The organism is uncultured Rossellomorea sp., from assembly GCF_947488365.1.
Lineage (GTDB): Bacteria > Bacillota > Bacilli > Bacillales > Bacillaceae_B > Rossellomorea.
The window spans coordinates 854609-878862 of sequence record NZ_CANKZT010000001.1; the positions used below are offsets into that span (position 1 = coordinate 854609).

Annotated in this window: 24 protein-coding genes and 1 other annotated feature (1 of these 25 cut by a window edge); of the genes, 4 read left to right on the forward strand and 20 right to left on the reverse strand. The window is 42.9% G+C overall.

Going from position 1 to position 24254, the window contains the following annotated elements; genetic code table 11:
• Positions 1 to 17, reverse strand: a binding site (T-box leader) (it extends 213 nt beyond the left edge of the window).
• 70 nt (positions 18 to 87) lie between these two features.
• Positions 88 to 264: an RNA polymerase subunit sigma-70 gene (locus Q1B03_RS04595; protein WP_113971304.1), complete on the reverse strand. Its 177-nt coding sequence runs from the start codon at positions 262 to 264 to the stop codon at positions 88 to 90.
• A 200-nt stretch (positions 265 to 464) separates the two neighbouring features.
• Here Q1B03_RS04595 and Q1B03_RS04600 point away from each other — a divergent pair, with 200 nt between their 5' ends.
• A complete protein-coding gene (locus Q1B03_RS04600; protein WP_299738668.1) occupies positions 465 to 2207 on the forward strand; it encodes an SH3 domain-containing protein in 1743 nt (580 codons plus the stop codon).
• A gap of 73 nt (positions 2208 to 2280) precedes the next feature.
• Here the strand turns inward: Q1B03_RS04600 and dtd are convergent, their stop codons facing one another.
• From dtd to recJ, 4 genes are all read right to left on the reverse strand, one after another.
• Positions 2281 to 2721, reverse strand: a complete 441-nt coding sequence (gene dtd / locus Q1B03_RS04605; protein WP_299738671.1) for a D-aminoacyl-tRNA deacylase — start codon at positions 2719 to 2721, stop codon at positions 2281 to 2283.
• Positions 2722 to 2734: 13 nt separating this feature from the next.
• Entirely contained in the window at positions 2735 to 4924 is a 2190-nt protein-coding gene (locus Q1B03_RS04610) for a bifunctional (p)ppGpp synthetase/guanosine-3',5'-bis(diphosphate) 3'-pyrophosphohydrolase (RefSeq protein WP_299738673.1), read from the reverse strand.
• Positions 4925 to 5212: 288 nt separating this feature from the next.
• Complete coding sequence (locus tag Q1B03_RS04615) at positions 5213 to 5725, reverse strand: adenine phosphoribosyltransferase (protein ID WP_044339542.1); 513 nt, start codon at positions 5723 to 5725, stop codon at positions 5213 to 5215.
• A complete protein-coding gene (gene recJ / locus Q1B03_RS04620; protein WP_299738677.1) occupies positions 5716 to 8079 on the reverse strand; it encodes a single-stranded-DNA-specific exonuclease RecJ in 2364 nt (787 codons plus the stop codon). The genes Q1B03_RS04615 and recJ overlap by 10 nt, the downstream gene beginning before the upstream one ends.
• A 283-nt stretch (positions 8080 to 8362) precedes the next feature.
• On the opposite strand from recJ, the gene Q1B03_RS04625 reads away from it, so the two are divergent.
• The gene (locus Q1B03_RS04625) at positions 8363 to 8509 is read left to right on the forward strand and encodes a hypothetical protein (RefSeq protein ID WP_299738679.1); all 147 of its coding nucleotides are present in this window, start codon (positions 8363 to 8365) and stop codon (positions 8507 to 8509) included.
• Positions 8510 to 8612: 103 nt separating this feature from the next.
• On the opposite strand, the gene Q1B03_RS04630 is transcribed toward Q1B03_RS04625, so the two are convergent.
• From Q1B03_RS04630 to Q1B03_RS04645, 4 genes are all read right to left on the reverse strand, one after another.
• On the reverse strand, positions 8613 to 8948 hold the full coding sequence (locus Q1B03_RS04630; RefSeq protein WP_299738681.1) for a lipopolysaccharide assembly LapA domain-containing protein: 336 nt from the start codon (positions 8946 to 8948) through the stop codon (positions 8613 to 8615).
• Between the two features lie 13 nt (positions 8949 to 8961).
• Positions 8962 to 9846, reverse strand: a complete 885-nt coding sequence (locus tag Q1B03_RS04635) for a cation diffusion facilitator family transporter (protein WP_299739648.1) — start codon at positions 9844 to 9846, stop codon at positions 8962 to 8964.
• Between the two features lie 146 nt (positions 9847 to 9992).
• The gene (secDF, locus tag Q1B03_RS04640; RefSeq protein ID WP_299738683.1) at positions 9993 to 12257 is read right to left on the reverse strand and encodes a protein translocase subunit SecDF; all 2265 of its coding nucleotides are present in this window, start codon (positions 12255 to 12257) and stop codon (positions 9993 to 9995) included.
• Between the two features lie 129 nt (positions 12258 to 12386).
• Positions 12387 to 12707, reverse strand: coding sequence for a post-transcriptional regulator (locus Q1B03_RS04645; protein ID WP_299738686.1), 321 nt, complete (start codon positions 12705 to 12707; stop codon positions 12387 to 12389).
• Positions 12708 to 12831: 124 nt separating this feature from the next.
• Between Q1B03_RS04645 and spoVB the strand changes: the two genes are divergently transcribed.
• Positions 12832 to 14382, forward strand: a complete 1551-nt coding sequence (gene spoVB, locus Q1B03_RS04650) for a stage V sporulation protein B (RefSeq protein WP_299738688.1) — start codon at positions 12832 to 12834, stop codon at positions 14380 to 14382.
• Positions 14383 to 14462: 80 nt separating this feature from the next.
• Here spoVB and Q1B03_RS04655 read toward each other — a convergent pair whose 3' ends face one another.
• Both Q1B03_RS04655 and Q1B03_RS04660 read right to left on the reverse strand, forming a co-directional pair.
• The gene (locus Q1B03_RS04655; protein ID WP_299738691.1) at positions 14463 to 15113 is read right to left on the reverse strand and encodes a DUF421 domain-containing protein; all 651 of its coding nucleotides are present in this window, start codon (positions 15111 to 15113) and stop codon (positions 14463 to 14465) included.
• A 70-nt stretch (positions 15114 to 15183) separates the two neighbouring features.
• Entirely contained in the window at positions 15184 to 16479 is a 1296-nt protein-coding gene (locus Q1B03_RS04660) for an ArsB/NhaD family transporter (protein ID WP_299738693.1), read from the reverse strand.
• A 162-nt stretch (positions 16480 to 16641) separates the two neighbouring features.
• Here Q1B03_RS04660 and Q1B03_RS04665 point away from each other — a divergent pair, with 162 nt between their 5' ends.
• The gene (locus Q1B03_RS04665; protein WP_299738695.1) at positions 16642 to 17013 is read left to right on the forward strand and encodes a TIGR04086 family membrane protein; all 372 of its coding nucleotides are present in this window, start codon (positions 16642 to 16644) and stop codon (positions 17011 to 17013) included.
• 68 nt (positions 17014 to 17081) lie between these two features.
• Here the strand turns inward: Q1B03_RS04665 and yajC are convergent, their stop codons facing one another.
• The 9 genes from yajC to Q1B03_RS04710 all read right to left on the reverse strand — a co-directional run bounded on the left by yajC (position 17082) and on the right by Q1B03_RS04710 (position 24253).
• Positions 17082 to 17354 carry a preprotein translocase subunit YajC gene (yajC, locus tag Q1B03_RS04670; RefSeq protein WP_149156354.1) on the reverse strand — a complete coding sequence of 91 codons (273 nt, stop codon included), beginning with the start codon at positions 17352 to 17354 and terminating at the stop codon, positions 17082 to 17084.
• Between the two features lie 42 nt (positions 17355 to 17396).
• Positions 17397 to 18536 (reverse strand): tRNA guanosine(34) transglycosylase Tgt, encoded by a 1140-nt coding sequence (gene tgt, locus Q1B03_RS04675; RefSeq protein WP_299738701.1) that lies wholly within the window; start codon positions 18534 to 18536, stop codon positions 17397 to 17399.
• Between the two features lie 58 nt (positions 18537 to 18594).
• A complete protein-coding gene (gene queA / locus Q1B03_RS04680) occupies positions 18595 to 19620 on the reverse strand; it encodes a tRNA preQ1(34) S-adenosylmethionine ribosyltransferase-isomerase QueA (protein ID WP_299738703.1) in 1026 nt (341 codons plus the stop codon).
• A gap of 39 nt (positions 19621 to 19659) precedes the next feature.
• Complete coding sequence (locus tag Q1B03_RS04685; protein ID WP_299738706.1) at positions 19660 to 19866, reverse strand: DUF2905 domain-containing protein; 207 nt, start codon at positions 19864 to 19866, stop codon at positions 19660 to 19662.
• The gene (gene ruvB / locus Q1B03_RS04690) at positions 19863 to 20864 is read right to left on the reverse strand and encodes a Holliday junction branch migration DNA helicase RuvB (protein ID WP_299738708.1); all 1002 of its coding nucleotides are present in this window, start codon (positions 20862 to 20864) and stop codon (positions 19863 to 19865) included. Before ruvB ends, Q1B03_RS04685 begins: the two co-directional genes overlap by 4 nt.
• A gap of 28 nt (positions 20865 to 20892) precedes the next feature.
• Positions 20893 to 21504: a Holliday junction branch migration protein RuvA gene (ruvA, locus tag Q1B03_RS04695; protein ID WP_299738710.1), complete on the reverse strand. Its 612-nt coding sequence runs from the start codon at positions 21502 to 21504 to the stop codon at positions 20893 to 20895.
• 195 nt (positions 21505 to 21699) lie between these two features.
• Positions 21700 to 22248: an intercompartmental signaling factor BofC gene (locus tag Q1B03_RS04700; RefSeq protein ID WP_299738713.1), complete on the reverse strand. Its 549-nt coding sequence runs from the start codon at positions 22246 to 22248 to the stop codon at positions 21700 to 21702.
• A gap of 190 nt (positions 22249 to 22438) precedes the next feature.
• Positions 22439 to 23176 (reverse strand): YhcN/YlaJ family sporulation lipoprotein, encoded by a 738-nt coding sequence (locus tag Q1B03_RS04705; RefSeq protein WP_299738716.1) that lies wholly within the window; start codon positions 23174 to 23176, stop codon positions 22439 to 22441.
• Positions 23177 to 23278: 102 nt separating this feature from the next.
• Positions 23279 to 24253, reverse strand: a complete 975-nt coding sequence (locus tag Q1B03_RS04710; protein ID WP_299738718.1) for a phosphotransferase — start codon at positions 24251 to 24253, stop codon at positions 23279 to 23281.
• Position 24254: the final 1 nt, after the last annotated feature.

Sequence of the window (24254 nt, forward strand, 5' to 3'; positions counted from 1 at the left end):
TCGATCAACGGTTTTTGTAAATGTTATTTTATTTCTATAATGATACGGATGCCGTTAGTTCATGTCAAGAGGTTTAAAAAAATTTCGTTACGATCTTTCCATTTTCTTTTTCAGTAACTTAACTTCTTTCAACGATAACCCGAACTCGGAAGCAAGTTCCACATTCAATGCATCTTTCTCACGTTCTAGAAACTGGTGAAAATCAACACCGAACAGCTGGTTATCACCATTTGCATTCATAAACCCTTTTTCACTTGACCTCAATTCAATCATCCTTTCAAAACATTCCTTAACTCTATCATTTCCAATTACCTATTTTTATTTCGTTTTAGAGGAATTTAATTTTTTTTATCGTATTAAAACCTTAAGGGTTTTTTCGATAAACCGTCGGAATTTTGATCAATATCTTAGTGAAAGGATCCGATATTACTATTGTGTTTGTTTATTACTAACAGGAGGTGACGATGATTAAGAAAATTATTGCATCGATACTGATTGTGCTCATGATCATTCCTTTTCAGGCACTTGAAGCTGATTATACACATGCAGATTCAGGTACGGCCACAATCAGTGTTTCGACTCTGAATGTCCGGACGGGTCCTGGACTCAGTTATCCCGTTCTGACGAAGGTACATAGAGGGGAAGAGTACAGTATAGTAGATACACAAAATGAGTGGTATAAGGTCACGACCGATAGTGGAGAGGGCTGGGTTGCCGAATGGTTGGTCTCAGTAGAAGCTGCCGCTTCCGACGTTTCTCCCAAACAGGAAAGACGGGTGATCACAGATGGGTTACGCGTCAGAAAAGGCCCAAGCACCTCTGAAGGAGTCGTGACGGTTCTAAACTCCGGTGATAGAGTATCCGTTTCCGACGAAGAGGGTGACTGGCTGTTCATCGAATCGGATAAGGGCAGCGGCTGGGTGCATGAGGAATATGTGTCGGAAAACAACGCAACTCCTTCCCCATCGAAAAAGAGTGAGAATAAACAAGGAATCATCACCGACAACTCCCTAAATGTTCGAACCTCCCCTTCTCTTCAAAGTTCCGTCCTTGGAGTATTAAACAAGGGAGATCATGTAGAGGTAACAGGAAGTGTCAGCGGGTGGTACGAGATTCAATTTGGCAGCGACAAGGCGTGGGTGAACGATGCATATGTAGAATTCTCTTCGATTGCCAATGACGAGGAGCCCGCCTCCTCGTCCACAAATCTTGTAGGAATCATTACGGTTCACAGTTTAAATGTCCGTGATGAAACCTCATTAAACGGGAGCGTCGTTGGAAAGGTCTCAAAAGGGGAGAAATATTCCTTATTAAAAGAGAAAAACAATTGGTATCAGATTAAGCTCTCAAATGGGAAAAAAGGCTGGATTGCCGGCTGGTATGTCCAAAAGACCGTTACTGCCTCCGCCCATGAGAGTGAACCATCTTCAGAAAAAGAAAACGTCACAGTCCTATACAATGGTACCAATATCAGAAGTGAAGCAAACGCCAGGGCAAGCGTCATCGAACGGGGCTCCAGTGGTGACAGCTTCCCCGTTATCAGCAAAAACGGAGATTGGTATGAAATTGAATTAGATGACGGCAGTGCAGGTTTTGTTGCCGGCTGGGTGGTGTCCATCCGATCCAGCACCGGGGAGAACACCACTCCTCCACGCAAGCGAAGCGGCGGCTTACAAGATAAAGTCGTGGTGATTGATCCGGGGCATGGAGGCAGGGACAGCGGAACGATCGGAGCAAGTGGGACATTGGAAAAGCTCCTTACCATGAGAACCGGGGAACTCCTTGCCGAAAAGCTAAAGAGCGCTGGAGCCAAAGTGGTCTTAACAAGGAAAAACGATGAATATCTTTCATTACCATCAAGGGTATCATTATCTCATTATTATCAGGCTGATGCCTTTATCAGCCTCCATTTTGACAGCATTCTGGATTCCTCTATCGTCGGGCATACTACCTACTATTATCAAGGTCACCAGGAAGAATTGGCAGATGAAATTCATGGAAGCCTTGCAGAGCGGTTACCGACGAAAGACCGGGGTGTACGGGTAGGAGATTATCACGTTGTTCGTGAAAACAATCAGCCGGCTGTCCTTTTGGAGCTGGGGTTCTTAAGTAATCCGGCAGAGGAAGCCAATGTCAATACACAGTATTTCCAAGACCTGGCGGCAACGGCTATCTATCATGGGTTAGGAGATTACTTTACTAACTGATGCTGCGCCCAATGCAGTATGCTTCATGAATAAAAAAGCTGATCCTTTAGCTAAATGAAGGATCAGCTTTTTATTATTTACTTTCTATCATTAACGTAACAGGACCATCATTCGTTAAACTCACGTCCATCATGGCTCCAAATACGCCCGTTTCCACTTTAATACTTTTTTCTTTTAATACCTTATTAAAGTAGTCGTAAACAGACTCTGCGTGATCGGGCTTCGCTGCACTCATGAAGTTTGGCCTTCTTCCCTTACGGCAGTCCCCGTAAAGAGTGAATTGAGAGATGGAGAGAATCTCGCCTTCTACATCCAGCAAAGAATGATTCATCTTCCCCTCTTCATCTTCAAAAATACGCAAATTCACTACCTTGTCTGCAACATAACGAGCGTCTTCTTCCGTATCTTCATGGGTGATCCCCACAAGCAATACAACACCTGAACGAATCGCTCCCTTTACTTCTCCATCAACAGTGACGGAGGCTTCTTTACTTCTTTGCAGTACAACCCTCATAAAGAAATCTCCTTTAATTCATGATTCTCCTTACAGCATAAATATCTGAAATTTGTTTAATTCTTTCCACGACTTTGTGTAAGTGGGAGATATTGTGAATCGAAATGGACATATTGATGGTTGCCACTTTATTCCGATCGGATTTTCCACTTACGGCAGATATATTCGTCTTCGTCTCGTTTACCGCCTGAAGCACTTCATTCAATAGACCTCTGCGATCGTAACCGGAGATTTCAATATCCACATTATATTCTTTGCGGTCATTTCCATCACTTTCCCATGACACTGGTATGAGACGCTGCTCTACTTCATCAGCCATAACGTTTGTACAGTCAGCCCGATGGACAGAAACCCCACGGCCTTTTGTAATAAACCCTACAATCTCATCCCCGGGAACAGGACTGCAGCAACGTGATAGTCGGATAAGAAGATTGTCAATCCCCTCTACCTGAACACCTGCGTCTTTTTTACGCTTGACAGGTTGAGCATTTAATTCCTTCATCGTTTCTTCCAGGCTATCTTCCTGTTCACGTTTCTTTCGGTCTCTTTCCGTTAAGCGATTCGCAATTTGAGCGGCCGTAATGCCGTTATACCCAACGGCTGCATACATATCTTCTTCATTTGAGAAATTAAACTTCTCTGACACACGTTTAATATTTTCAGGAGTAAGGATTTCTTTCACATCGAAATCTTGATTCTTGATTTCTTTTTCTACTAAATCCCGGCCTTTTTCAATATTCTCTTCTCTTCGCTGCTTTTTGAAGAATTGCTTGATCTTGTTCTTTGCTTGAGATGTTTGCGCAAGCTTCAGCCAATCCTGACTAGGGCCATATGAATGTTTGGACGTAAGTATTTCGATGATGTCCCCTGTTTTCAGCTTATAGTCAAGAGTGACCATCTTGCCATTTACCTTGGCACCGATCGTTTTGTTACCGATTTCTGAATGAATGCGATATGAAAAGTCAATCGGAACAGATCCCGATGGCAGTTCCAGTACATCCCCTTTAGGGGTGAACACAAAGACCATATCAGAAAAGAGATCAATCTTAAGAGATTCCATGAACTCCTCAGCATTTGCAGATTCATTCTGGAACTCCAATATCTCCCTGAACCAGGAAAGCTTTTTCTCGAAGGAAACCGTTTCGTTCGCTTCTTTTCCTTCTTTATATGCCCAGTGTGCCGCTACACCGTATTCAGCAATCTGGTGCATTTCAAGGGTTCTGATCTGTACTTCAAGGGGATCCCCTTTAGGCCCGATGACAGTCGTATGAAGTGATTGATACATATTCGGTTTCGGCATGGCGATATAATCTTTGAACCTGCCAGGCATTGGCTTCCAGCACGTATGAACGATCCCTAAAACGGCATAGCAGTCCTTTATGCTATCTACCACAACACGTACTGCCAATAAGTCATATATTTCATTGAACTGCTTGTTCTGAAGAGCCATTTTGCGATAAATGCTGTATATATGTTTAGGACGGCCTGAGATTTCCGCTGTGATTTTCACGTCGCCTAATTTATCCTTAACCTCATTTACAACGTCCTCTAAATACTCTTCACGCTCCGCACGCTTTTTCTTCATCAGGTTGACAATACGATAATACTGTTGAGGATTTAAATATCTCAAAGAGGTATCCTCTAATTCCCATTTGATCTTTGAAATCCCTAAACGATGCGCCAATGGGGCAAAGATTTCCAGGGTTTCATTTGCAATTCTTCGCTGCTTCTCCTGTGGCAGATGTTTCAACGTTCTCATATTATGCAAGCGATCTGCCAATTTAATCAGAATGACCCGGATATCCTGAGCCATAGCCACAAACATTTTCCGGTGATTTTCAGCCTGTTGCTCTTCCTGTGACTTATATTTAATCTTTCCAAGCTTTGTGACCCCATCTACAAGCATGGCCACTTCCGCATTGAATGCTTCCTCGATTTCTCCAAGAGAAACACCGGTATCCTCCACTACATCATGAAGAAAACCGGCAGCGACGGTTGCCGGATCCATTTCCAGATCCGCGAGTATTCCTGCTACCTGGATGGGATGAATGATATAGGGTTCACCAGACTTACGGTACTGCTCACTATGGGCATCCCTTGCATACTCATAGGCTTTCTGGACCATCCCTACATGCTCATCATTTAAGTATTCTCTTGTTTTATCAATAACCTGTTCAGGGGTTAGTACTTGATCTTTAGCCATGATCAAAATCACCTTTGTATTTTAATATATTTCACTAGTGTTCGATTTTAATGATTGTTACTATTATCAAAAAAAAACAGGGTTATGTAAAGGGGTAAGTGTAAAATTCTCAGAATTCATCTGTTTTTGTCGATGATTGTCGACAAAAACAACCACTCCATTCATTTATAACCTCCCATTAACCCTTCCAAATAAAAAATAAGGGCTGACATTCAAAACCAGATGTCAGTCCCTTAAGTTAACAGTATACCACATAGTATATACGTGTATGAGAGTTGATAAACAAAATTAGTATTGCATTAATGTAAGAATATCATAGTTATCAAGCTTATCGCGACCGTCAAGGTACGTTAATTCGATTAAGAATGCCGTCCCCGCCACAATTCCACCTAATTCTTCTACAAGCTTAATCGTAGCTTCGATTGTTCCGCCCGTTGCAAGCAAGTCGTCCGTGATAAGAACTCTTTGTCCAGGTTTGATTGCGTCTTTATGAATTGTCAGTGCGTCTTTTCCGTACTCTAATCCATATTCTTTTTGAATGGTTTCACGTGGTAACTTACCAGGTTTACGTACAGGAGCAAAACCCACTCCCAATGCATACGCCACTGGACAGCCAATGATGAACCCTCGTGCTTCCGGTCCTACAACCAGGTCGATTTGTTTCTCTTTTGCGTATTCTACGATTTGATCTGTCGCGTATCTATAAGCATCACCATTATCCATTAATGTAGTGATGTCTTTAAACTTAATTCCTTCTTTAGGCCAATCCTCGACGATGGTAACATATTGTTTTAAGTCCATGCTTTTACTTCCTCCTCAATTGTAACAGACTCTTCTATCCTTTCATTAAACCAAGTCTTCAACTCTTGATAGGAAGAATATAACAATTCGTTTTCCAGCTCGTATTGTTGTCGTTTCTTCTGATATGTGAGAGATTCAGAAAGATCTTTCTTGGTTTTAGCAGGATTAAGAGAAATAAATCCATTCACTATTGTAACAAACTTCAAATCAAAAAACACCTGTGACATGAAATCTATTGTTTCTTTTGACCAGCCTTTGTATTTCGCCAGGTCATCACCATGTTTATTTAAATCAAATGATCCGCGCTTTGTTAAAAATCCATAGTACCATTTGAAATGGTCACGCGTTGGCATCGTACTGAAAAAATGATCTTCTTCCTGGAAGAAATGAGCATAAATCCGGTGCGGCCGCCCCTTCTTCAAGAGATCTTCAAGTATTGGTTTAGAAGTCGGCAGATCCAGAAGCACCAAACTTGCCTTATCGGTGGAAAGTCCTTCGAGTGAAGAACCATCCTCAAGCAGGATCACTTCATCTTTTTCCAGACTCAGCTTTTCTAAAGTAGCCGGATTAAAACAAATGATTTTTTTATTTTCTTCAGGTATGAGCCCATTCCATTTATGGACTTGTTTAATCCCCCGGACATCAAATAATTGCCAATGCTCAATTTTCACATCATGTAAAAATAGTTGAGGCTTCTTGCGGTTATTCCATTCATTTATGGATAACTCACCTATTACAGAGGCATTTGAAAATGGGGTCATATGATCCGCCAGTTCTCCCAATCCAAAACCGACTCCGTCCAATTGAATGCCATTGTCTTCTAGGACCAGTTTCAAATGATTTTGTGCAGATCCGATTTTTTTATAGTGTTCGATGCTTACACTGTCTATGATCCATTTCGGTTTTGGATTATGCATCCCGAAAGGGGCCAGAAGCTGAAGCTTTTCAATCGACTCTACAGAGATTTCATCCACTGTAACAGAAGCATCAAGCTGTGTGACGGGTATAAAGTCATCTTCCGTCAATTCAGTCGAAGCCAACTCATTTAATCGGTTTCTGAACTGAGCTACATCGTCTAACTGTAAGGTCATACCTGCAGCCATCGGATGTCCCCCAAAATGGGGAAGGATATCACGGCAGGTTGATAAATTCTTGAACAAATCGAACCCTGTGATACTTCTTGCCGATCCCTTTGCCGTTCCCTTTTCAGAATCGAAACTAAGCACGATGGTCGGACGGTAAAACTTGTCGACTAAGCGTGAAGCTACAATCCCGACTACTCCAGGGTTCCAGCCTTCTTTTCCGATTACAAGTACAGCGTTTTCGTTCAGGGGAAAATCATTCTCCACCATCTCAACCGCTTCTTCGGTCATTTGAGACACGATCGCCTGTCTTTCTTTATTCAAGCTGTCAATTTCTTCAGCCAGGGCCTTCGCTTCCTCGGCATCTTCTGTGAGCATAAGATCGACGGCAGGATCTGCATCCCCTAACCGTCCGACTGCATTGATACGGGGAGCAATCATGAACCCAATGGATTCTTCCGTGATTTCCTGTTGTTGAGCATTTGCAATTCGGCATAATGCTTTGATTCCCAATCGGTTTGAAACACGTAGTTGGGAAATCCCACGCTTGGCCAGAAGGCGATTTTCTCCTCTTAACGGCACTAAATCGGCAATGGTTCCAATCGCAGCAAGATCAAGCAGGTGGGTAGGAAGTTCACCGTACAGTGCATGTGCCAGTTTGAATGCCACTCCCACTCCTGCCAATTCTCCAAATGGATAGGTAGTCCCTTCGACCTTTGGATGAATCAAGGCAAAGGCTGGAGGCAATTCCGGTCCAGGTTCATGGTGATCCGTAATGATCAAATCGATCTCCAGTTCTTTTGCCAATTTTGCTTCGTTCACTGCAGATATTCCCGTATCGACGGTTATGATGAGCGTGAATTCTTCATCCTTCGCCCAGCGAAAAGCTCCTTCATTCGGACCGTATCCTTCGCTGAACCGGTTTGGGATATAGAATTCCACATCTGCTCCGATGTCCCTTAACACTGTCATCAATACGGACGTACTACTTACACCATCAGCGTCATAGTCCCCATAAACAAGAATCCTTTCGCCATTTTCAATGGCTTTATGGATTCTTTCCGTTGCTTTCTTCATATCTTCAAATAAAAATGGATCGTGAAATGAATCGCCTGTATCAAATAAAAAATTCCGGGCTTCTTCTACGTCGTCCAAGTCCCGGTTGATTAATAATTTCGCCACAAGCGAAGGTACTTTTAATTCATTTGCCAGTTCTGATATTTTATGTTGATCTGATTCTGTCATCATCCAACGTGTTTTCGAGTTTAACATACGTTCACCCCTCAGCCTTACTCATTATACAAAAAGGAGGGGGCGGTTTCAATCTTAATAGAAGGGTGATGCCAAAGAAAAGGCTGCTTGGGAAGTCCAACCAGCAAAAGGCTGATCTAAAAAATCTTCATACAGATTCAGCTATTGATCCTGGTCCAGAATCAGATAGTAATCTCGTTTCATCACTATTGGTGATTAAGAGGGAGATTTTGTGGCAAAACCCCAATTTTGTGCTTAAAAACGTAAATTATCAAGTGACTACTTGGAGGAACCCTGCCAATGAGTGTATTTTCTGGATACCTGTGATGAAAATCCAGCCGTTTTCAGTGATAATCCGGCCGAAATTGGTGATAATCCAGCCGTTTTTCGTCATAATCCAGCCGTTTCGGTTGAAAATCCGGCCGAAATCCGAAAAAATCCAGCCGATTAACAATTTTCACCAAAAGCTAACAAAGCCGGATCTACATGCATGTCCCATCAGAGTGATTCTTTATAACAAAAAAAACAGCCTGGTGGCAAAACCACCAAGCTGTTTACTCTCCCGTTTCCCCTACTGTGCCGGGAGCACTCTTTTTCAAAGGAACTTTTTCTGCCTTTTCTTTATGCATACCTTCGGCTTGTTCTTTTAACAGTAAATTTTCTTTCTCTAAAGCCTTTACTTTCCTTTGGACGACGAATAATCGAAACAGTCCAACCGAACCGATAATGATTCCCCCCATGAATACAGATCCGAGTATGACTAATATAAGAGGCCAATCAGCTTCACCAAAGAAATAATTGACGGTGACAGGATCTACATTGATGACAGCGAAAATGGAAACCACCAAAGCAAAGAAAATACCTAATAATAATGTCCACTGAAATTTCATCGGATTCCCCTCCTTATGTTAAGTCTATTTGTTCATCCCTTTCTTCAGAAGCCGGATTGTACGGATTAATATGAATGAACACATCATTTACATTGGATTCTTCGAGAAGTTTTTTCTTAACCTGCTTTCCGACGCGATGACCATCCTCGACAGTCATATGCGGATCGACACTTATCTTCAAATCAATGATGACGTAATGCCCATGTTCCCTGGCATGAAGTTCATTGATTTCCTTCACTTCAGGTACAGAGTCCACTATTTTACGAAAGGGTACGATATCCTCCTCATGCATGACGTGATCCAGCGTATTATGTATGGATTCAGCGCCTAAATGCCAGGCCATCCTGAGGACAAGAAGCGAAACAAATATTCCGGCTACTGGATCGGCATATACAAGCCAGCCAATATCGAATTTCCCTCCGAGGATGGATGCAGAAATCCCGACAAGGGCGGCAATGGATGAAAAGACATCTGAACGATGCTCATACGCATTGACGATCAGGGCATCACTCTTTATTCTTTTACCCAATCGATATTTATATTGAAACATGGCTTCTTTCACAATAATGGAAAAGATGACGGCATAGATGGCAATCGCTGTTGGAGGTGTTAAGGGATGAAAGAAAGATTCTATGGACGATTTTCCGATCTCAATCCCAACTAAGAACAATAAGACGGCCACAATGATTGCTGCTATGGACTCTGCCTTCCCGTGGCCATATGGATGATCCTGATCAGGAGGCTGCTTGGCTGCACGTAATCCGATAAAGACGGCGAGTGAACCTGCAACATCCGAGGCAGAGTGAACGGCATCTGCTATCAACGCTCTACTATTTCCCAATATACCGGCACCCCACTTAATTACCGCAAGTACAATATTCCCTACAACACCAATCATTGCTGCTATTTCAGCTTTCCTAAAACGGTCTTCATGATTCAAGCGGTATCGCCTCCTTTCAACTATTAGTATTGTAACCCAATGCCGTAAAAAAACAAAAAAAAGACAGGTCCGGGGAGAAGCACTCCCCGGACCCATTCATACACTTATACTTGTGGTTCGTCCGACCACGTTTTCTTTTCTTTCACGGTTTTGATCGTACCTTTTTTCTTCAGTTCTTTCTTCTTCAACACCAGCCAAACTTGAGAGGCAATGAATACGGAAGAATAAGTCCCTGAAATCAACCCGACCAATAAGGCAATGGAGAAGTTACGGATGGACTCACTACCAAAGATCATGAGAGCAAGAACCGTAAACACCACCGTTAATACGGTATTAACCGAACGCCCCATCGTTTGTCGGATACTTTGGTTCACTACGTCTTCTATGTCTTTATCCGTTTTCAGACGACGCTTCTTATGAAGGTTTTCACGTAGCCTGTCAAAGGTAACGATCGTATCATTGATCGAGTAACCGACAATGGTCAAGACGGCTGCGATAAATGTAAGATCGACCTCAAGTCTTGTTAAACTGAAGAAGGCTATGATAAAGAATGCATCATGCAGGAGTGCAAGGATCGCACCGGCTGCCATTCTCCATTCAAAGCGGAACGTCACGTAGATGACAATCCCGATCGATGCAATCGCTACAGCGATCATCGCATTTTTGGCAAGCTCTTTCCCGATCACGGGTGAAACGGTGCTGATGCTTGGTTCCGCTCCGTACAGTTCGTTAAAGCGGTCCTTTAATGTGGCGATCTCATCTTTGTTTAAATCTTCCGTATAGCGAACGACGGCGATATTTTCATCGTCCCCTGAAATCACTATATCTTCAGAAGGCAGCTTCATTTCTTTCAATTCGTCTTGAATCTCTTCTGTCTTTAAGCTTTGGTCAGCAAGGATTTCCATACGCGAACCACTTACGAAGTCAATTCCCAGATTCAATCTGAAAATAGCCAGGATGATAATTCCTGCTGTGATCAGGATTGCTGATAATCCGAAGAATTTTTTGCGCTGTGCAGCAAAATCGAAGCGATCGAAACGAGTTGGCAGATCCAGCGTATCGTAATTTTCCGCCAGGTCTTTGATTTCGTTTTTGTTCACACCGAACCAGCCTGGTTTTTTATTAAAGAAGCGGCTGTTTACCCAAAGCCCAAGTAATAAGCGTGAACCCCATACAGCTGTGACGAAGCTTGTCAGAATACTGACGATCAGCATCGTTGCAAAACCTTTTACAGAGCTTGTTCCATATAAGAATAGTACCGTTGCTGCAAGGATCGTTGTTACGTTAGCATCCAATATCGTTAAGAACGAAGATTTATTACCCGCTTGGAAGGCTGAACGAATCGGCTTTCCAACGCGCATTTCTTCTTTGATCCGTTCATAGGTGATGATGTTGGCATCGACTGCCATACCGACCCCAAGGATCAGTGCTGCAATTCCTGGAAGTGTAAGGACCCCGTTCATTAAATCGAAAATCAATAGAATTAAGTAAATATAAACGGAAAGGGTAATCGTTGCAATCAGCCCCGGGAAGCGGTAATACGCAATCATGAATAAGAAGATGATTGCAATCCCGATGATTCCGGCAGTGACTGTTTTATCAAGTGCCTGTTGACCGAACTTTGCCCCGACAGAAGTTGAATATTTTTCTTCCAGCTTGACCGGGAGTGCTCCCGCATTTAATAGGGAAGCAAGATTTTGAGCACGCTCAACGGTGAAATTCCCTTCGATGATGACTTCATCGGAGTTGATCGGTTGTCTTACAGCAGGATCAGATAGGAATTTCGGGTCTTCTTTCCCCACTTCGGCTTGATAAGAATCTTTTCCTTCCTCGAAATCAAGCCAGATCACCAGCTGATTTTGAGGAGCCATTGCAGATATTTCTTTCGTCAATTCATAGAACTTTTCACGATCTTTCAATTTCAAGGAAACGATTGGATTGTTCTTGTCATCAAAGGTTTGCTTCGCAGAACCGGATGCAAGATCCGAACCATCCAACCGGACTTTATCATTTACGTCGCGGAACGTCAGGTTTGCTTGAGTGGACAGGATTTCTCTTGCTTCGTTTTGATCTTCCACTCCCGCTAATTGAACACGGATCCGGTTTCCATCTTCAATTTGAATATTAGGCTCACTGACACCCAATACGTTAATACGCTTGTCCAATGCATCGGCTGTATTGGACACCGTTTCTTTCGTAATTTCCTGACCTTTTTTGATCGGTTGAACTTCGTAAAGAACCTCAAACCCACCCTGCAGGTCCAATCCTAATTTGATGTTATCGACAATACTCTTCGTTGTTCCTCCCATAGTACCTGCAAGTAATACCACAAGTATAAAGAAGGCAATTATTCGGCCACGCTTTACCATTATGTATAGATCCTCCTTGCCGTTTTAAAAACCATACGAACTATGTGCTTCAAAAAGTAATATAATTCCTGAAATCTTCAATATTCTCATTATCTATGAGAAAGAAAAAGGTGTCAATTTCTTTTCGGACTATTTTCCGTGCATATTGGGACGAAGAAGTTCGTTCAACTCATCTTCATTCACATCTGCAAACCAATTGGGAGACCTGAATGCTTCAATCGTTTCAAAGCTCATATATTCCCCGGGTTTAACCGTTAACACATCACTCACTAACTGAAAGAATTTCACATCTGTTTCGGGTTTCTTCCATTTCTTCTTCGTTAAGTAGGACCAAAGTCGGTGTACGTCTGCTTTTCCATACCCAAGAATTTCGAATTCTTCTACTTTGCTAATAAGTGCTGGCTCTAACGATTCATAAAAACGTTCATAAGGATGCTGATTATTCTTCATTCCCGTTCACCCCATCTGGGCTAAATTTAGCCGGAATTATTCACTACTTGTCATGCTTTGTCCACCCTTGTGCATATACATTATTGTATACGATAATACCAATTTTGAGAAGGCAGGGAATTTTATGTCAAAATTTCTTAAGGGCACTATGATCTTAATGATGGCAGCCTTTATTACTAGAATATTAGGGTTTGTAAACCGGATTGTCGTCGCGAGATTCATCGGTGAAGAAGGCGTCGGTCTTTTTATGATGGCTTTCCCGACCCTGATACTTGTCATCACCATCACTCAATTGGGCCTTCCTGTAGCCATCTCAAAAAACGTGGCTGAAGCAGAATCAAAGGGAGATATCCGGAAAGTAAAAAAAATATTGGTGGTTTCCTTATCGATCACACTTGGGCTTTCCATCATCTTTACCCCGGCGCTCATTCTACTTGCTCCGTACTTGACCGAAGCTTTATTTACTGATGATCGAATCTATTATCCTTTGGTTGCCATCGCTCCGATCATTCCGATTGTAGCGATTTCCTCTGTCATCAGAGGTTATTTCCAGGGAAGACAGAATATGAAGCCATCTGCTTATTCCCAAGTGATTGAGCAAGTGGTCCGGATTACATTGATTGCCGTCTTAACCAAAACCTTTCTTCCATATGGAATTGAATACGCAGCCGCAGCTGCAATGGTAGCATCCGTATTAGGGGAACTCGCATCCCTGCTTTACCTGTTCGCCAGCTTCAAACTAAAGAAAAAATTCAAAATCAGACGAAATTTCTTCAAGTCGATCCGAAATGGCCGGGAGACGTTTAATGAATTGATGAGTGTGGCCCTGCCTACCACAGGGAGCAGAATGATCGGGTCGATCGCCTGGTTTTTTGAACCTATTGTGGTTGTCAATAGCTTAGCCCTCGCTGGAGTGGCTGCCGGGGTGGCAACGAAACAATATGGGTCCCTTACAGGGTATGCCCTGCCTCTCTTGTTCCTTCCGTCATTCATTACACTCTCATTATCCCAATCTCTTGTACCAGCCATAAGCGAAGCAAACTCTCAAAAGAACTTCACATCCATTGAGCACAGGCTTCAGCAGGCGTTGAGATTCTGCTTGATTACGGGTGGAATCTCCGTCGTCATCCTTTACATCTATGCCAAGCCTCTCATGCAGGTGATGTACGGAAGCGAAAGTGGTGCAGGTTTCTTAATGATCATGGCCCCCTTCTTCTTATTCTATTACTATCAAGGGCCCCTGCAAGCGGTTCTGCAAGCACTTAACCTTGCAAGGGCCGCTATGATCAACAGCCTAATAGGTGCCGTGGTGAAGACCGGGGTCATCTTTATTCTTGCCTCACAACCCGCATTCGGCATAAACGGAGCTGCTTTGGGGATTGTAACGGGATTTATGCTTGTCACCATGCTTCATTTCATGACCATCCTTAAATACATTCCGATGACGATCTACTTACGGGATTACTTAAAGATCGGATTCGTGCTGATTGCTACAGGAGCCTGGGGTCATTATTCGTATCTATACCTTTTCAGTGATGAAGTCCTGGTGTTCCGCTTATTATTTGGAGTCACGACTTCAACGCTTGTCTACCTTCTCCTATCTATCAGTCTTAAGCTTATCGTTAAAAACGACCTTGCACGTATTCCATTTATCCGCCGGTTTATTACGGTATAATTTCATCGCACATCAAAACTCCTCAACAAGATGTTGAGGAGTTTTGACTTGGACGTTAACGGAGCCTGCGTTTTTAAAGACTATTGATTTTTTTCGTCAATATAGAATTGCCCATTCTGGAAGCTGCAGAATGAAATCTCTTGTATATTCTTAAAGCCTCTCTCCCTCAATTCCTTTCGTAACCAGAAAGCCGTTTTCCCGATCATATCCAGATGAGTGGTTTGGACCTGCCCGTCTAGTATCAGCGGTAAAGTCAAGGACTGAGACGCTTCCTCTTCATCATCTTTCTTCAATACCGATAGTTTCCCTGAAGGTTCCAATATTGCAAATTCAACATCTGCCACATTGAAGATATCTTTTTCTCTTAATTGCAGGAGTAAATCATCATAGTTGTACCGTTGCTTTTTCATCACCTTATCATCGATTTTCCCATTATGGATGATCACTGACGGTTTCCCATCCAAAAGCTCACGGAATGATTTGGACCGCAGCGAAAACCAGGCAAATACCATTTGTATCAGGACAATGACCCCCATTGGAAGCACCGTATGGATAATGGGATCCTTGGGTTGCTCGATGGCCATGACAGCCATCTCCGCAATCATGATGAATACCACCAAATCGAGTATGCTTAGTTCACCGATCTCTCTTTTCCCCATTATTCGAAAAATAAAGATGATCAAAAAATAAAGAAAAAGAGTGCGTATAATAATAATAAAATATTCCTCCACTGCTTTTCCCCCTTCATACACATGTCACTATGTAGTATCGACAGATAGGGAAATTTAATGGGAGGAATATTTATCCACCTAAAAATGGCCGGATGTACTTGAAATACACATAGACCGTTGATACTGCAAGTGAAATCAGCGTCACCGGTACACCAATAAGCAAATATTGATAAAACTTGATATGTACATTTTCCTTGGAAGCAAGTCCTGCAATCACAAGATTAGAAGAAGAACCAAGCAATGTACCATTCCCGCCTAAACAAGCCCCGAGAGCAAGCGACCACCATAACGGATCCATATTGACCATTCCGAATTCACCAAATTCCTGTATGACCGGAATCATAGCAGCAACAAACGGAATGTTGTCTACGATGGCGGACAATATACCGGTTCCCCACAGAATGACGAATGCTGTCTTCTTCATGTCCCCATCTGTCAGCCGTAAAATTTCACGGGCTATTTCATCTATGAAGCCTGCTTCTTCAATCCCTCCCACAAGCAGGAATAAGCCCATAAAGAAAAACAGGGTCCCCCACTCCACCTCTCTTAGTATGGTTTCCGGAGGATAAATTTTTTCGAGAAGCAGCATTAACAGAACAGCTCCGGCAAGGGAGACGGTCGTTACATCGAGATGAAACATCGGATATAAAGAAAAACCGGCCAACACCAGGCCAAGGACAAACAGGGACTGAAGGAGCCCTCTGTCTTTCTTTAAATACTCTACTGCATTGATTCCTTTAAGAAGTAATTTCCTGTCTTCCTTGACAAAGAGGACTTCTCTATATAGAACACACATGATGAGTAAAGTGACAATAAAGACCATCAAAACGACAGGCAATAAATTTTCAATAAATGCATTAAACGTGAAGTGCTTAACCGCCTGTCCGATCATCATATTAGGCGGGTCACCAATCAAGGTCGCGGTCCCTCCAATATTACAAGCAAGGATCGTCATAATCAGAAAAGGTATGGGAGGAAGTTCAAGAAGCTTTGTCAGTTTAAATAGAATGGGAACCAATAACATGGCAATCGTTACGTTAGCCAGAAAGGCAGAGCCAATCGCTGCCAATAAGGAAAACAGGATAAGAAGAGCCAGTCCATTCCCATTCACCCCTTGTGCAAACCTGATCGCAATATACTCAAAGAACCCCGTTTTACTCGTCAACGTCACGATTAACATCATGGAAAAAAGCAGAGTGATGGTTTTCCAATCTATATACGTAAACAATGCTTTCTCAATTGGAAAAGCCCCAATTAAAAGCATGGCAACACCACCGGCCATGGCAGCCAATACCCGGTTCCATTTCTCGGTCATTAGCAGGATGTATACAGAAACAAACACAATTAATACGATTATCGGAGACATGGTCATAGCTCCTCCTTCTCCAGGAAGTTTCATACTAGTCTATGAGGCTTGACCATAAAAAATTTCTAGTCTTTTTCTAATGTTGGATGAATATGCTTGTACTATCACATGAATAAAATTTAATGAGTTAGAAGGGAGAGGACCATCATCGAGGCGAAAAAAATGGGAGGTGCCGTTCTATACGGGACAACAACCATATTTGTCATAGCGATAGTCGCAAGCTTATTATTCTCTTTGCTGCTTCGGTTTACAGAACTGACTGAAAGCTCCATCACATTATTTATCACCATCATATCGTTTCTGTCATTATTTGTTGGCGGATTTATGTCTGGTGGAAAAGGTAAAACAAAAGGATGGGTTCTCGGAGGTTCAACCGGGCTTATTTACACCTTGGTCATTTTCTTATTTCAATATCTCGGATACGATAGTCTGTTTTCAATGGAGCAGCTCGTCTATCACGGCTGCTACATCCTCACAGCCATGATGGGGGGAATCCTTGGGGTGAATATGAGTGGCGGTCCCAGGGAGAGCTAGTCCATCCAAACAATAAAAAAAGGGTCCCTCCCAAAGTGCCTTGGCACAATGATGAGGACCCCTTTTTATTATACCTGATCTGCTCTAACGACTTCTCTGATCGCATTACGATCATATGTAAGACGGCTGCCGTCACCACATAGAATGACTACTTTTCCTTCTTCGATGGCATCGATCGCACCATGCAATCCACCAATCGTGATGATTCTATCACCCTTAGCAAGCTCATTTTGCATTTTTGAAATGGCTTTTTGACGCTTTTGCTGAGGACGGATCAGTAAAAAGTAAAACAGAACGAACATTAATATCAAAGGTAGTATTGTTCCTAAACTTCCTCCCATTCTTTTTCCCCTCCTTTCCAAGATTCATTTATAGCATGCTTTTTAGAAGTTTTTCGCATCAGGACGGTTGAAGCCGTACTGCTCGAAAAATTCTTCCCTAAAGTCTCCTAGACGATCTTCACGAATCGCTTGTCTGACTTGCTCCATCAATTTTAACAGAAAATGAAGATTATGATAAGTCGTAAGGCGAATTCCGAACGTTTCGTCACATTTGATCAAGTGACGGATGTACGCACGGCTATAATTTTTACATGTATAGCAATCACAATTCTCATCGATCGGCCTGAAATCCCTTGCAAACTTAGCGTTTTTCACAACCAGACGGCCTTCGCTTGTCATAAGGGTCCCGTTACGTGCGATACGGGTTGGGAGGACACAATCAAACATGTCAATTCCGCGCATCGAACCATCGATCAGTGAATCCGGAGATCCAACCCCCATCAGGTAACGAGGTTTATCTGAAGGAAGATGTGGCGTCGTGAAATCAAGTACTCGGTTCATGACGTCCTTCGGTTCACCGACAGAAAGGCCACCTACTGCATAGCCGGGAAAATCCATGGATACAAGGTCACGGGCACTTTGCTTACGAAGCTCTTCATACTCCCCACCTTGGACGATTCCGAATAACCCTTGATCATGCGGTCGCTGGTGAGCTTCCAGGCAGCGCTCGGCCCAACGTGTCGTACGCTCTACAGAACTCTTCATATAATCGTATTCAGCAGGATACGGTGGACATTCATCGAAGGCCATCATGATATCCGAGCCCAATGCGTTCTGAATTTCCATCGCCTTCTCCGGACTGAGGAAGAGCTTATCCCCATTCAGATGATGACGGAAATGGACTCCTTCTTCTTCAATCTGGCGAAGCTTACTCAAGCTGAACACTTGGAAACCGCCTGAATCGGTAAGGATGGCACGGTCCCAGTTCATGAATTTATGAAGGCCGCCAGCTTCCCTGATGATTTCATGACCGGGGCGTAACCATAGATGATAGGTATTACTAAGAATGATGCGGGATTCCATGGATTTCAAATCCTCCGGTGACATCGTTTTTACAGTGGCCATGGTTCCTACAGGCATGAAGGCAGGCGTTTCGAATGAACCGTGCGGCGTATGGACGCGGCCCAGTCTTGCTCCGGTTTGTTTACATGTTTTAATCAATTCATATTTTATTGCAGTCAACGTGTGAAATCTCCTTCCACTTTCCATAAAGGGGTAAATAGTTTGTTCAATCAGTGTATTACTTAATAAACATCGCATCTCCAAAGCTGAAGAAGCGGTACTTCTCTTTAACTGCCGTTTCATAGGCATGCATGACGTTTTCCTGTCCCGCAAAGGCACTGACCAGCATGATCAGGGTCGACTTCGGTAAATGGAAATTCGTGATGAGACCATCGATCCCCCTGAACTCATATCCAGGATAAATGAAAATATTCGTCCAGCCATTCTCTTCCACAAAGGTCCCGTGCTTTGAAGCAATGGTTTCCAGAGTCCGGGTGGATGTGGTTCCGACTGTAATGATGCGGCCGCCATTTGCCCTTACTTCATTCAATAGGCGGGCGGTCCCTTCGGATACCTGATAGAACTCAGCATGCATATCATGTTCCTCAATCGTATCGACGGAAACCGGTCTGAATGTCCCCAATCCCACATGGAGGGTAATAAACGCAATATGTACACCCTTTGCTTTCAGTTCTTCCAGCAGTTCTTCCGTAAAATGAAGACCGGCCGTCGGAGCTGCCGCTGAACCTCTTTCCCTTGCAAATACGGTTTGGTAGCGGTCCTGTTCTTCTAATCGCTCGCGAATATATGGAGGCAGGGGCATTTCTCCCAATTCATCAAGAACCTCGTAGAAGATCCCTTCGTAACGGAATTCAAGAATTCTTCCACCATGCTCTTTTAAACCAACACAGGTTGCTTTTAACTTTCCGTCTCCAAAGACAATCTCCGTGCCTACCCGAATTCGTTTCGCAGGCTTCACAAGCGTCTCCCACTGATCTCCATCCTCTTGTTTCAGAAGAAGCACCTCAATATTGGCACCCGTATCTTCTTTTTGTCCAAAAAGGCGTGCCGGTAGTACTCTTGTGTCATTTAAAACGAGACAATCCCCTTCGTGCAGGAAATCCACAATATTTTTAAAATGGAGATGATCAATGGATCCATCTTTTTTATCCAACACCATCAGTTTACTCTCGGAACGATTTTCCAGAGGGGTCTGTGCAATCAGTTCTTCCGGTAAATGAAAATCAAAATCTTCTACTTTCACAATTTGTCACCTAGCTTACTTAAATCTCACCCATGAATCCTATTTAAATCGCCCTAATAAATAAAAGACAACGGAAAGTATAACACTTAACAGAATAGAAGTCATAAGTGGAAAATAAAATGTTGTGTTTTCTTTTTTAATGATAATGTCTCCAGGAAGCTTACCTATTTTGATAAATTGCATGAGGAATCCGATAATAAGAATGATTCCACCTATAATCATTAGTAGCTTAGGCAATCCCGTCAATTGTTCGGCACCTCCAACTGGAAATGTTCATATACAAGATGAGTGACGATCCTTCCTCTTGGCGTCCGTTGGATAAATCCAATTTGCAAAAGGTAGGGTTCGTATACATCTTCAATCGTGTGTGACTCTTCCCCTATACTTGCCGCGATTGTATCAAGTCCCACAGGGCCGCCTCTAAAACGGTCGATGATACCCTTTAGGAGCTTATGATCGATATGATCAAGACCCAGTTTGTCGACTTGAAGAAGCTCGAGGGCTTCCCTCGAAAGGGTGGTTGTAATATCCCCGTTCCCCTTCACCTGGGCAAAATCTCTTACCCTTCGTAATAATCGATTGGCAATACGCGGTGTCCCTCTTGACCTGCGGGCTAACTCCTCGGAAGCAGTCGCTTCGATTTTTGTGTTTAAAATCGCTGCTGTCCGCTGAACAATTTCATTCAACTGCTCCTCATTATAATATTCCAATCGGCATAAAACACCAAACCGATCACGGAGCGGGGCTGATAATGCACCTGCCCGGGTCGTCGCTCCCACGAGTGTGAAAGGCGGAAGGTCTAAACGGACAGACCGGGCACTCGGACCATTCCCTATGACAATATCCAGACAAAAGTCTTCCATCGCAGGATAGAGAACCTCTTCAATGGCCCGTGGCAAACGGTGGATTTCATCGATAAACAGCACATCACCAGGCTCCAGTGCCGTCAGGACCGCAGCTAAATCTCCCGGTCTCTCGATAGCGGGACCAGATGTGGTGCGCAGGTTCACCCCCATCTCATTTGCGATGACAGCAGCAAGGGTCGTTTTGCCCAATCCTGGTGGACCGTAAAGAAGAACATGATCCAAGGTTTCCTGACGCATCTTGGCCGCTTCAATGAATACCTCTAGATTATGCTTTACTTTATCTTGCCCAATATATTGTTTTATTGTCTGCGGACGCAGGGAATATTCAAAGGAATCTTCATTTAACTCTGATTCGCCTGATACGATTCTTTCTTCCATCCAGACTTCCTCCCTTCATGGAATCCACTTATTTCAATAGGAGCTGAAGAGCTTTCCTGATGATTTCGTCCGAGGTATGCCCTTCTCCTTTTAACTTTGGAGTGATTTTCTTGATTTCACGTTCAGAATAGCCAAGGGCTTTAAGAGCAAGAATCGCTTCATCAAAGGCCTCATCCTTCCCAGAGGACACTTCTGCCTCCTCTGGATTCGAGAATAAACTTGGAAAATAATCAGGCACAACATCCTGAAGCTTCCCTTTTAAGTCCAGGATCATCTGACGTGCTGTCTTCTTACCCACACCGGGAAACTTCGTCAGGAAACTTTCATTCTCTTCTTCGATGGCGGTAATTACCTGCTGGGGGGCACCCGAGGCCAAAATCGCTAAAGCTCCTTTGGGACCAATTCCTGAAACATTTAATAGTTTCATAAATAGCAATTTTTCTTCCATTGCCAGAAAGCCATAAAGGGCAATAAGATCTTCACGCACATGCTGATATGTAAAAATCTGAATCTCTTGATTTTGATATTTAGAATAAACAAACGGATTCGCCGTATACAGCTGATATCCGATCCCATTATTCTCCACTACTACATACTCAGGACCAACTTGGCTAACCGTCCCTTTTATATACTCATACATCTTTTTTTCTCTCCCTATTTAAAAACCCTGCATAAAAAAGTCATATAAAACCTATTGTATCATATCACTATTTACTGTGGTCGGAAAGAGTGACAGAAAATGAAACACTTGTTCTAATTTTATCAGATCGAACCGGGATTGGGCAGAAAAAAATCCAACATAAAAAACCAGTGGCGATCGCACTGGTTTTCACTGTTATTTAGGAACCGAGTAGGGTTTAAATTGTTCGAGAACCTCTTCGTATTCTTGCTTCGACTTTATAGGGATGCCCTTGACTAAATCATCATGCCGTTTACTTTCAAGCTTCTCTACATCAATCTGAAAGAAGGACTGAATGATCTCTGCCTGTCCCGGTTTCCCATTGAAAATGGAGAGGACGCCATTGTCAGAAATACCGAAATATCCATTCGTCTTTAAAAGGGGGGAAATATCATCCATCTGTTTTTGAAACACGATCTGTTCTTCCGTCATATCCATCAGCTGCCAATCCTCATATGCAGCCCAGAAATCTTCCATGCTCCAAATCGTTTCCTGTACGATTTCCTCACTCACTTCACCATCCAGATATACTCTTTCAAGTATGACTGTGATCGTGTGGGCGGAAGTTACCTCTGCAGGCGTTTCATTCAGCTCCTCAAGAGAGCCCCCATCAGCAGCCTGCTTCTCTTCTGTATAAAAGAATGTGAAGTAAAAAGCACCTATTAACAACATCACCATAAACACGATTCGAACCTTAATCGTCATCGTGATCACCTCGAACTTAATTTATGTAACGCTCTATCCACTAGTCTTGCCAAACCCTGTTAAGAATATCCAGTCTTGAGTGAAATTTTTCAGGAGGGACGGACCTTGAGAGAAGGTAAAGAGGATGCACCAGGCTGAACAAAAAAAAGACTACCAAAGAGATTGAACTCTTTAAGTAGTCTCACCATTGTTACTCATTGACACGGTTCTTAACCGATTTAAACATATCGTGCATATCAAAGTTAATTCCTTCTCTTGGTCCGCCGTCACGTAAATCATTGTCAATATTTCTGACCCGACTGAACGTTCCTTCATCAGTCACAACCGAAACCGACCTTCCATGAAGATAAGGCTGAACGGCTTTTGTGACCCGGGCTTTCGTTTCCTCGATTTTGCTGTGGTCATCCAGCTCTACAGCAATGAGGACATCTGAACCATATGCAACAGCACGAACGTCGCTTACATTTTCAACCTTTCCAGTAACATCACCGATTTTCTCAGCTAAGTCCCCTTCATAAGCTGTATAGTAAGATCTCTTGGCATTTCGTGTATTATCATCAAGATGTCCATGGTAATTCGCATCACCGTGGCTCGCGCGACCGTCTTGTGCTAAGAAATTCTCATCATAGTTGGCAAGTGGTCTTGAAGGATTTTTAGGATTGCCATTCTCATCCCTTACTTGAAGGAATTCGCGTTTCTTTTGGCGGATATCCTGACCCTCTTTTCCAACAGAATGGTCATACATTTCCGTTAGAGGTCCGTCCCTCTCATCTCCCTTATCTCCACCGTGGCCTTCGTTTGAATAGAAGCCGAGGGGCTCATAGGAGTCTGTGTATCGATCTTGAGCTTCTTCTTCTCCACTATTACATGCAGCAAGGCCCAATGTCATGACGGCTGTTAATGGTACCATGAATAATCGTTTATTCAATGGTGATTCCTCCTTCAACCCAATACTCGAGCATATTTGTGCTCACCATTAGGTTGTGAAAGGAGCTCACCTTTCATTCGGGTCAAAGTTTGGAGACATCTCCTACAATTGGGTATTGATCCTTTTCAATTCTCCATGCAACTCTTGATTGAATTGCATTCGCTGTGGAAATTGGTTAAGGGTTAAATTGATTAAATAACCCCAAACACGCTGTTTATAGTATTGATCTTCACGGATGAATCGATTCCACTCGCGAAACACATCTGACGGATACATTAAACCAAGATAAAAAATAAGCTCATCCTCGTATGATTGAAATGGAGTCAGGCGCTTGATGTCACTTAATGTCCAATTTAAATATGGTAAAATCCGGTTGCAAAACTGCAGGTCATCTGTTAATGCTGTAGAAAGGGACATTAAATCAAAGTCAATCATATACACGATTCCATTCTTTCCTCTTAAGAAATTATGATGTGCCACATCTCCATGAGTAATGCATTTTCCATTCTCATCGATGCCGATTGATTTTAATTCTTTCAGCGCCCACTTTCCCCATTCTAAATACGTATACAAATAATAAGGTTGAATGAAGGCTTGCAAATAGGGTAGATTATATTGAAACTGCATCATTCGTTTTTTCCATTTTTTCAGCCATCTGTACCTTGGAATCTCTGTTGTCCATGAATCCCGGATTGTTTCTGAGACTGAATGAAATTTTTTCAGGACCTTCAATGCATCTTCCCGATCTTTGGATCGATCATAGCTTATGGATTGAGACGTTTCCAACCACATTGTAATACCGATTGGAGATCCTTCAAATAATAATATCTCCCGCTCATGAATAGGATGGAATGGCAGAACGTGATAGAATTTTTCTCTTAACAGCGTTGAAATCAGCCGTTCCTGCTGTAAGAATTTCAGTTGATTTGGAAATCGTTTCACAAACCACTTTCTACCATTGCTTTTCAGCTTCCATTTCCCTTCTTTTAACATTTTAAGGGATGCTCCGGGATCGTTTAACTTATATTGTAAAAAAGAAAGGAGACGATGTGAATAATCGTCCCCTCGTACATGCATG

Bases quoted from the DNA above. Each gene is read 5' to 3' on its own strand.
- Q1B03_RS04600 (WP_299738668.1), top strand. From the start codon at position 465: ATGATTAAGAAAATTATTGCATCGATACTGATTGTGCTCATGATCATT.
- dtd (WP_299738671.1), bottom strand. From the start codon at position 2,721: ATGAGGGTTGTACTGCAAAGAAGTAAAGAAGCCTCCGTCACTGTTGAT.
- Q1B03_RS04610 (WP_299738673.1), bottom strand. From the start codon at position 4,924: ATGGCTAAAGATCAAGTACTAACCCCTGAACAGGTTATTGATAAAACA.
- Q1B03_RS04615 (WP_044339542.1), bottom strand. From the start codon at position 5,725: ATGGACTTAAAACAATATGTTACCATCGTCGAGGATTGGCCTAAAGAA.
- recJ (WP_299738677.1), bottom strand. From the start codon at position 8,079: ATGTTAAACTCGAAAACACGTTGGATGATGACAGAATCAGATCAACAT.
- Q1B03_RS04630 (WP_299738681.1), bottom strand. From the start codon at position 8,948: ATGAAATTTCAGTGGACATTATTATTAGGTATTTTCTTTGCTTTGGTG.
- Q1B03_RS04635 (WP_299739648.1), bottom strand. From the start codon at position 9,846: ATGATTGGTGTTGTAGGGAATATTGTACTTGCGGTAATTAAGTGGGGT.
- secDF (WP_299738683.1), bottom strand. From the start codon at position 12,257: ATGGTAAAGCGTGGCCGAATAATTGCCTTCTTTATACTTGTGGTATTA.
- Q1B03_RS04645 (WP_299738686.1), bottom strand. From the start codon at position 12,707: ATGAAGAATAATCAGCATCCTTATGAACGTTTTTATGAATCGTTAGAG.
- spoVB (WP_299738688.1), top strand. From the start codon at position 12,832: ATGTCAAAATTTCTTAAGGGCACTATGATCTTAATGATGGCAGCCTTT.
- Q1B03_RS04660 (WP_299738693.1), bottom strand. From the start codon at position 16,479: ATGTCTCCGATAATCGTATTAATTGTGTTTGTTTCTGTATACATCCTG.
- Q1B03_RS04665 (WP_299738695.1), top strand. From the start codon at position 16,642: ATGGGAGGTGCCGTTCTATACGGGACAACAACCATATTTGTCATAGCG.
- yajC (WP_149156354.1), bottom strand. From the start codon at position 17,354: ATGGGAGGAAGTTTAGGAACAATACTACCTTTGATATTAATGTTCGTT.
- ruvB (WP_299738708.1), bottom strand. From the start codon at position 20,864: ATGGAAGAAAGAATCGTATCAGGCGAATCAGAGTTAAATGAAGATTCC.
- ruvA (WP_299738710.1), bottom strand. From the start codon at position 21,504: ATGTATGAGTATATAAAAGGGACGGTTAGCCAAGTTGGTCCTGAGTAT.
- Q1B03_RS04700 (WP_299738713.1), bottom strand. From the start codon at position 22,248: ATGACGATTAAGGTTCGAATCGTGTTTATGGTGATGTTGTTAATAGGT.
- Q1B03_RS04710 (WP_299738718.1), bottom strand. From the start codon at position 24,253: ATGCATGTACGAGGGGACGATTATTCACATCGTCTCCTTTCTTTTTTA.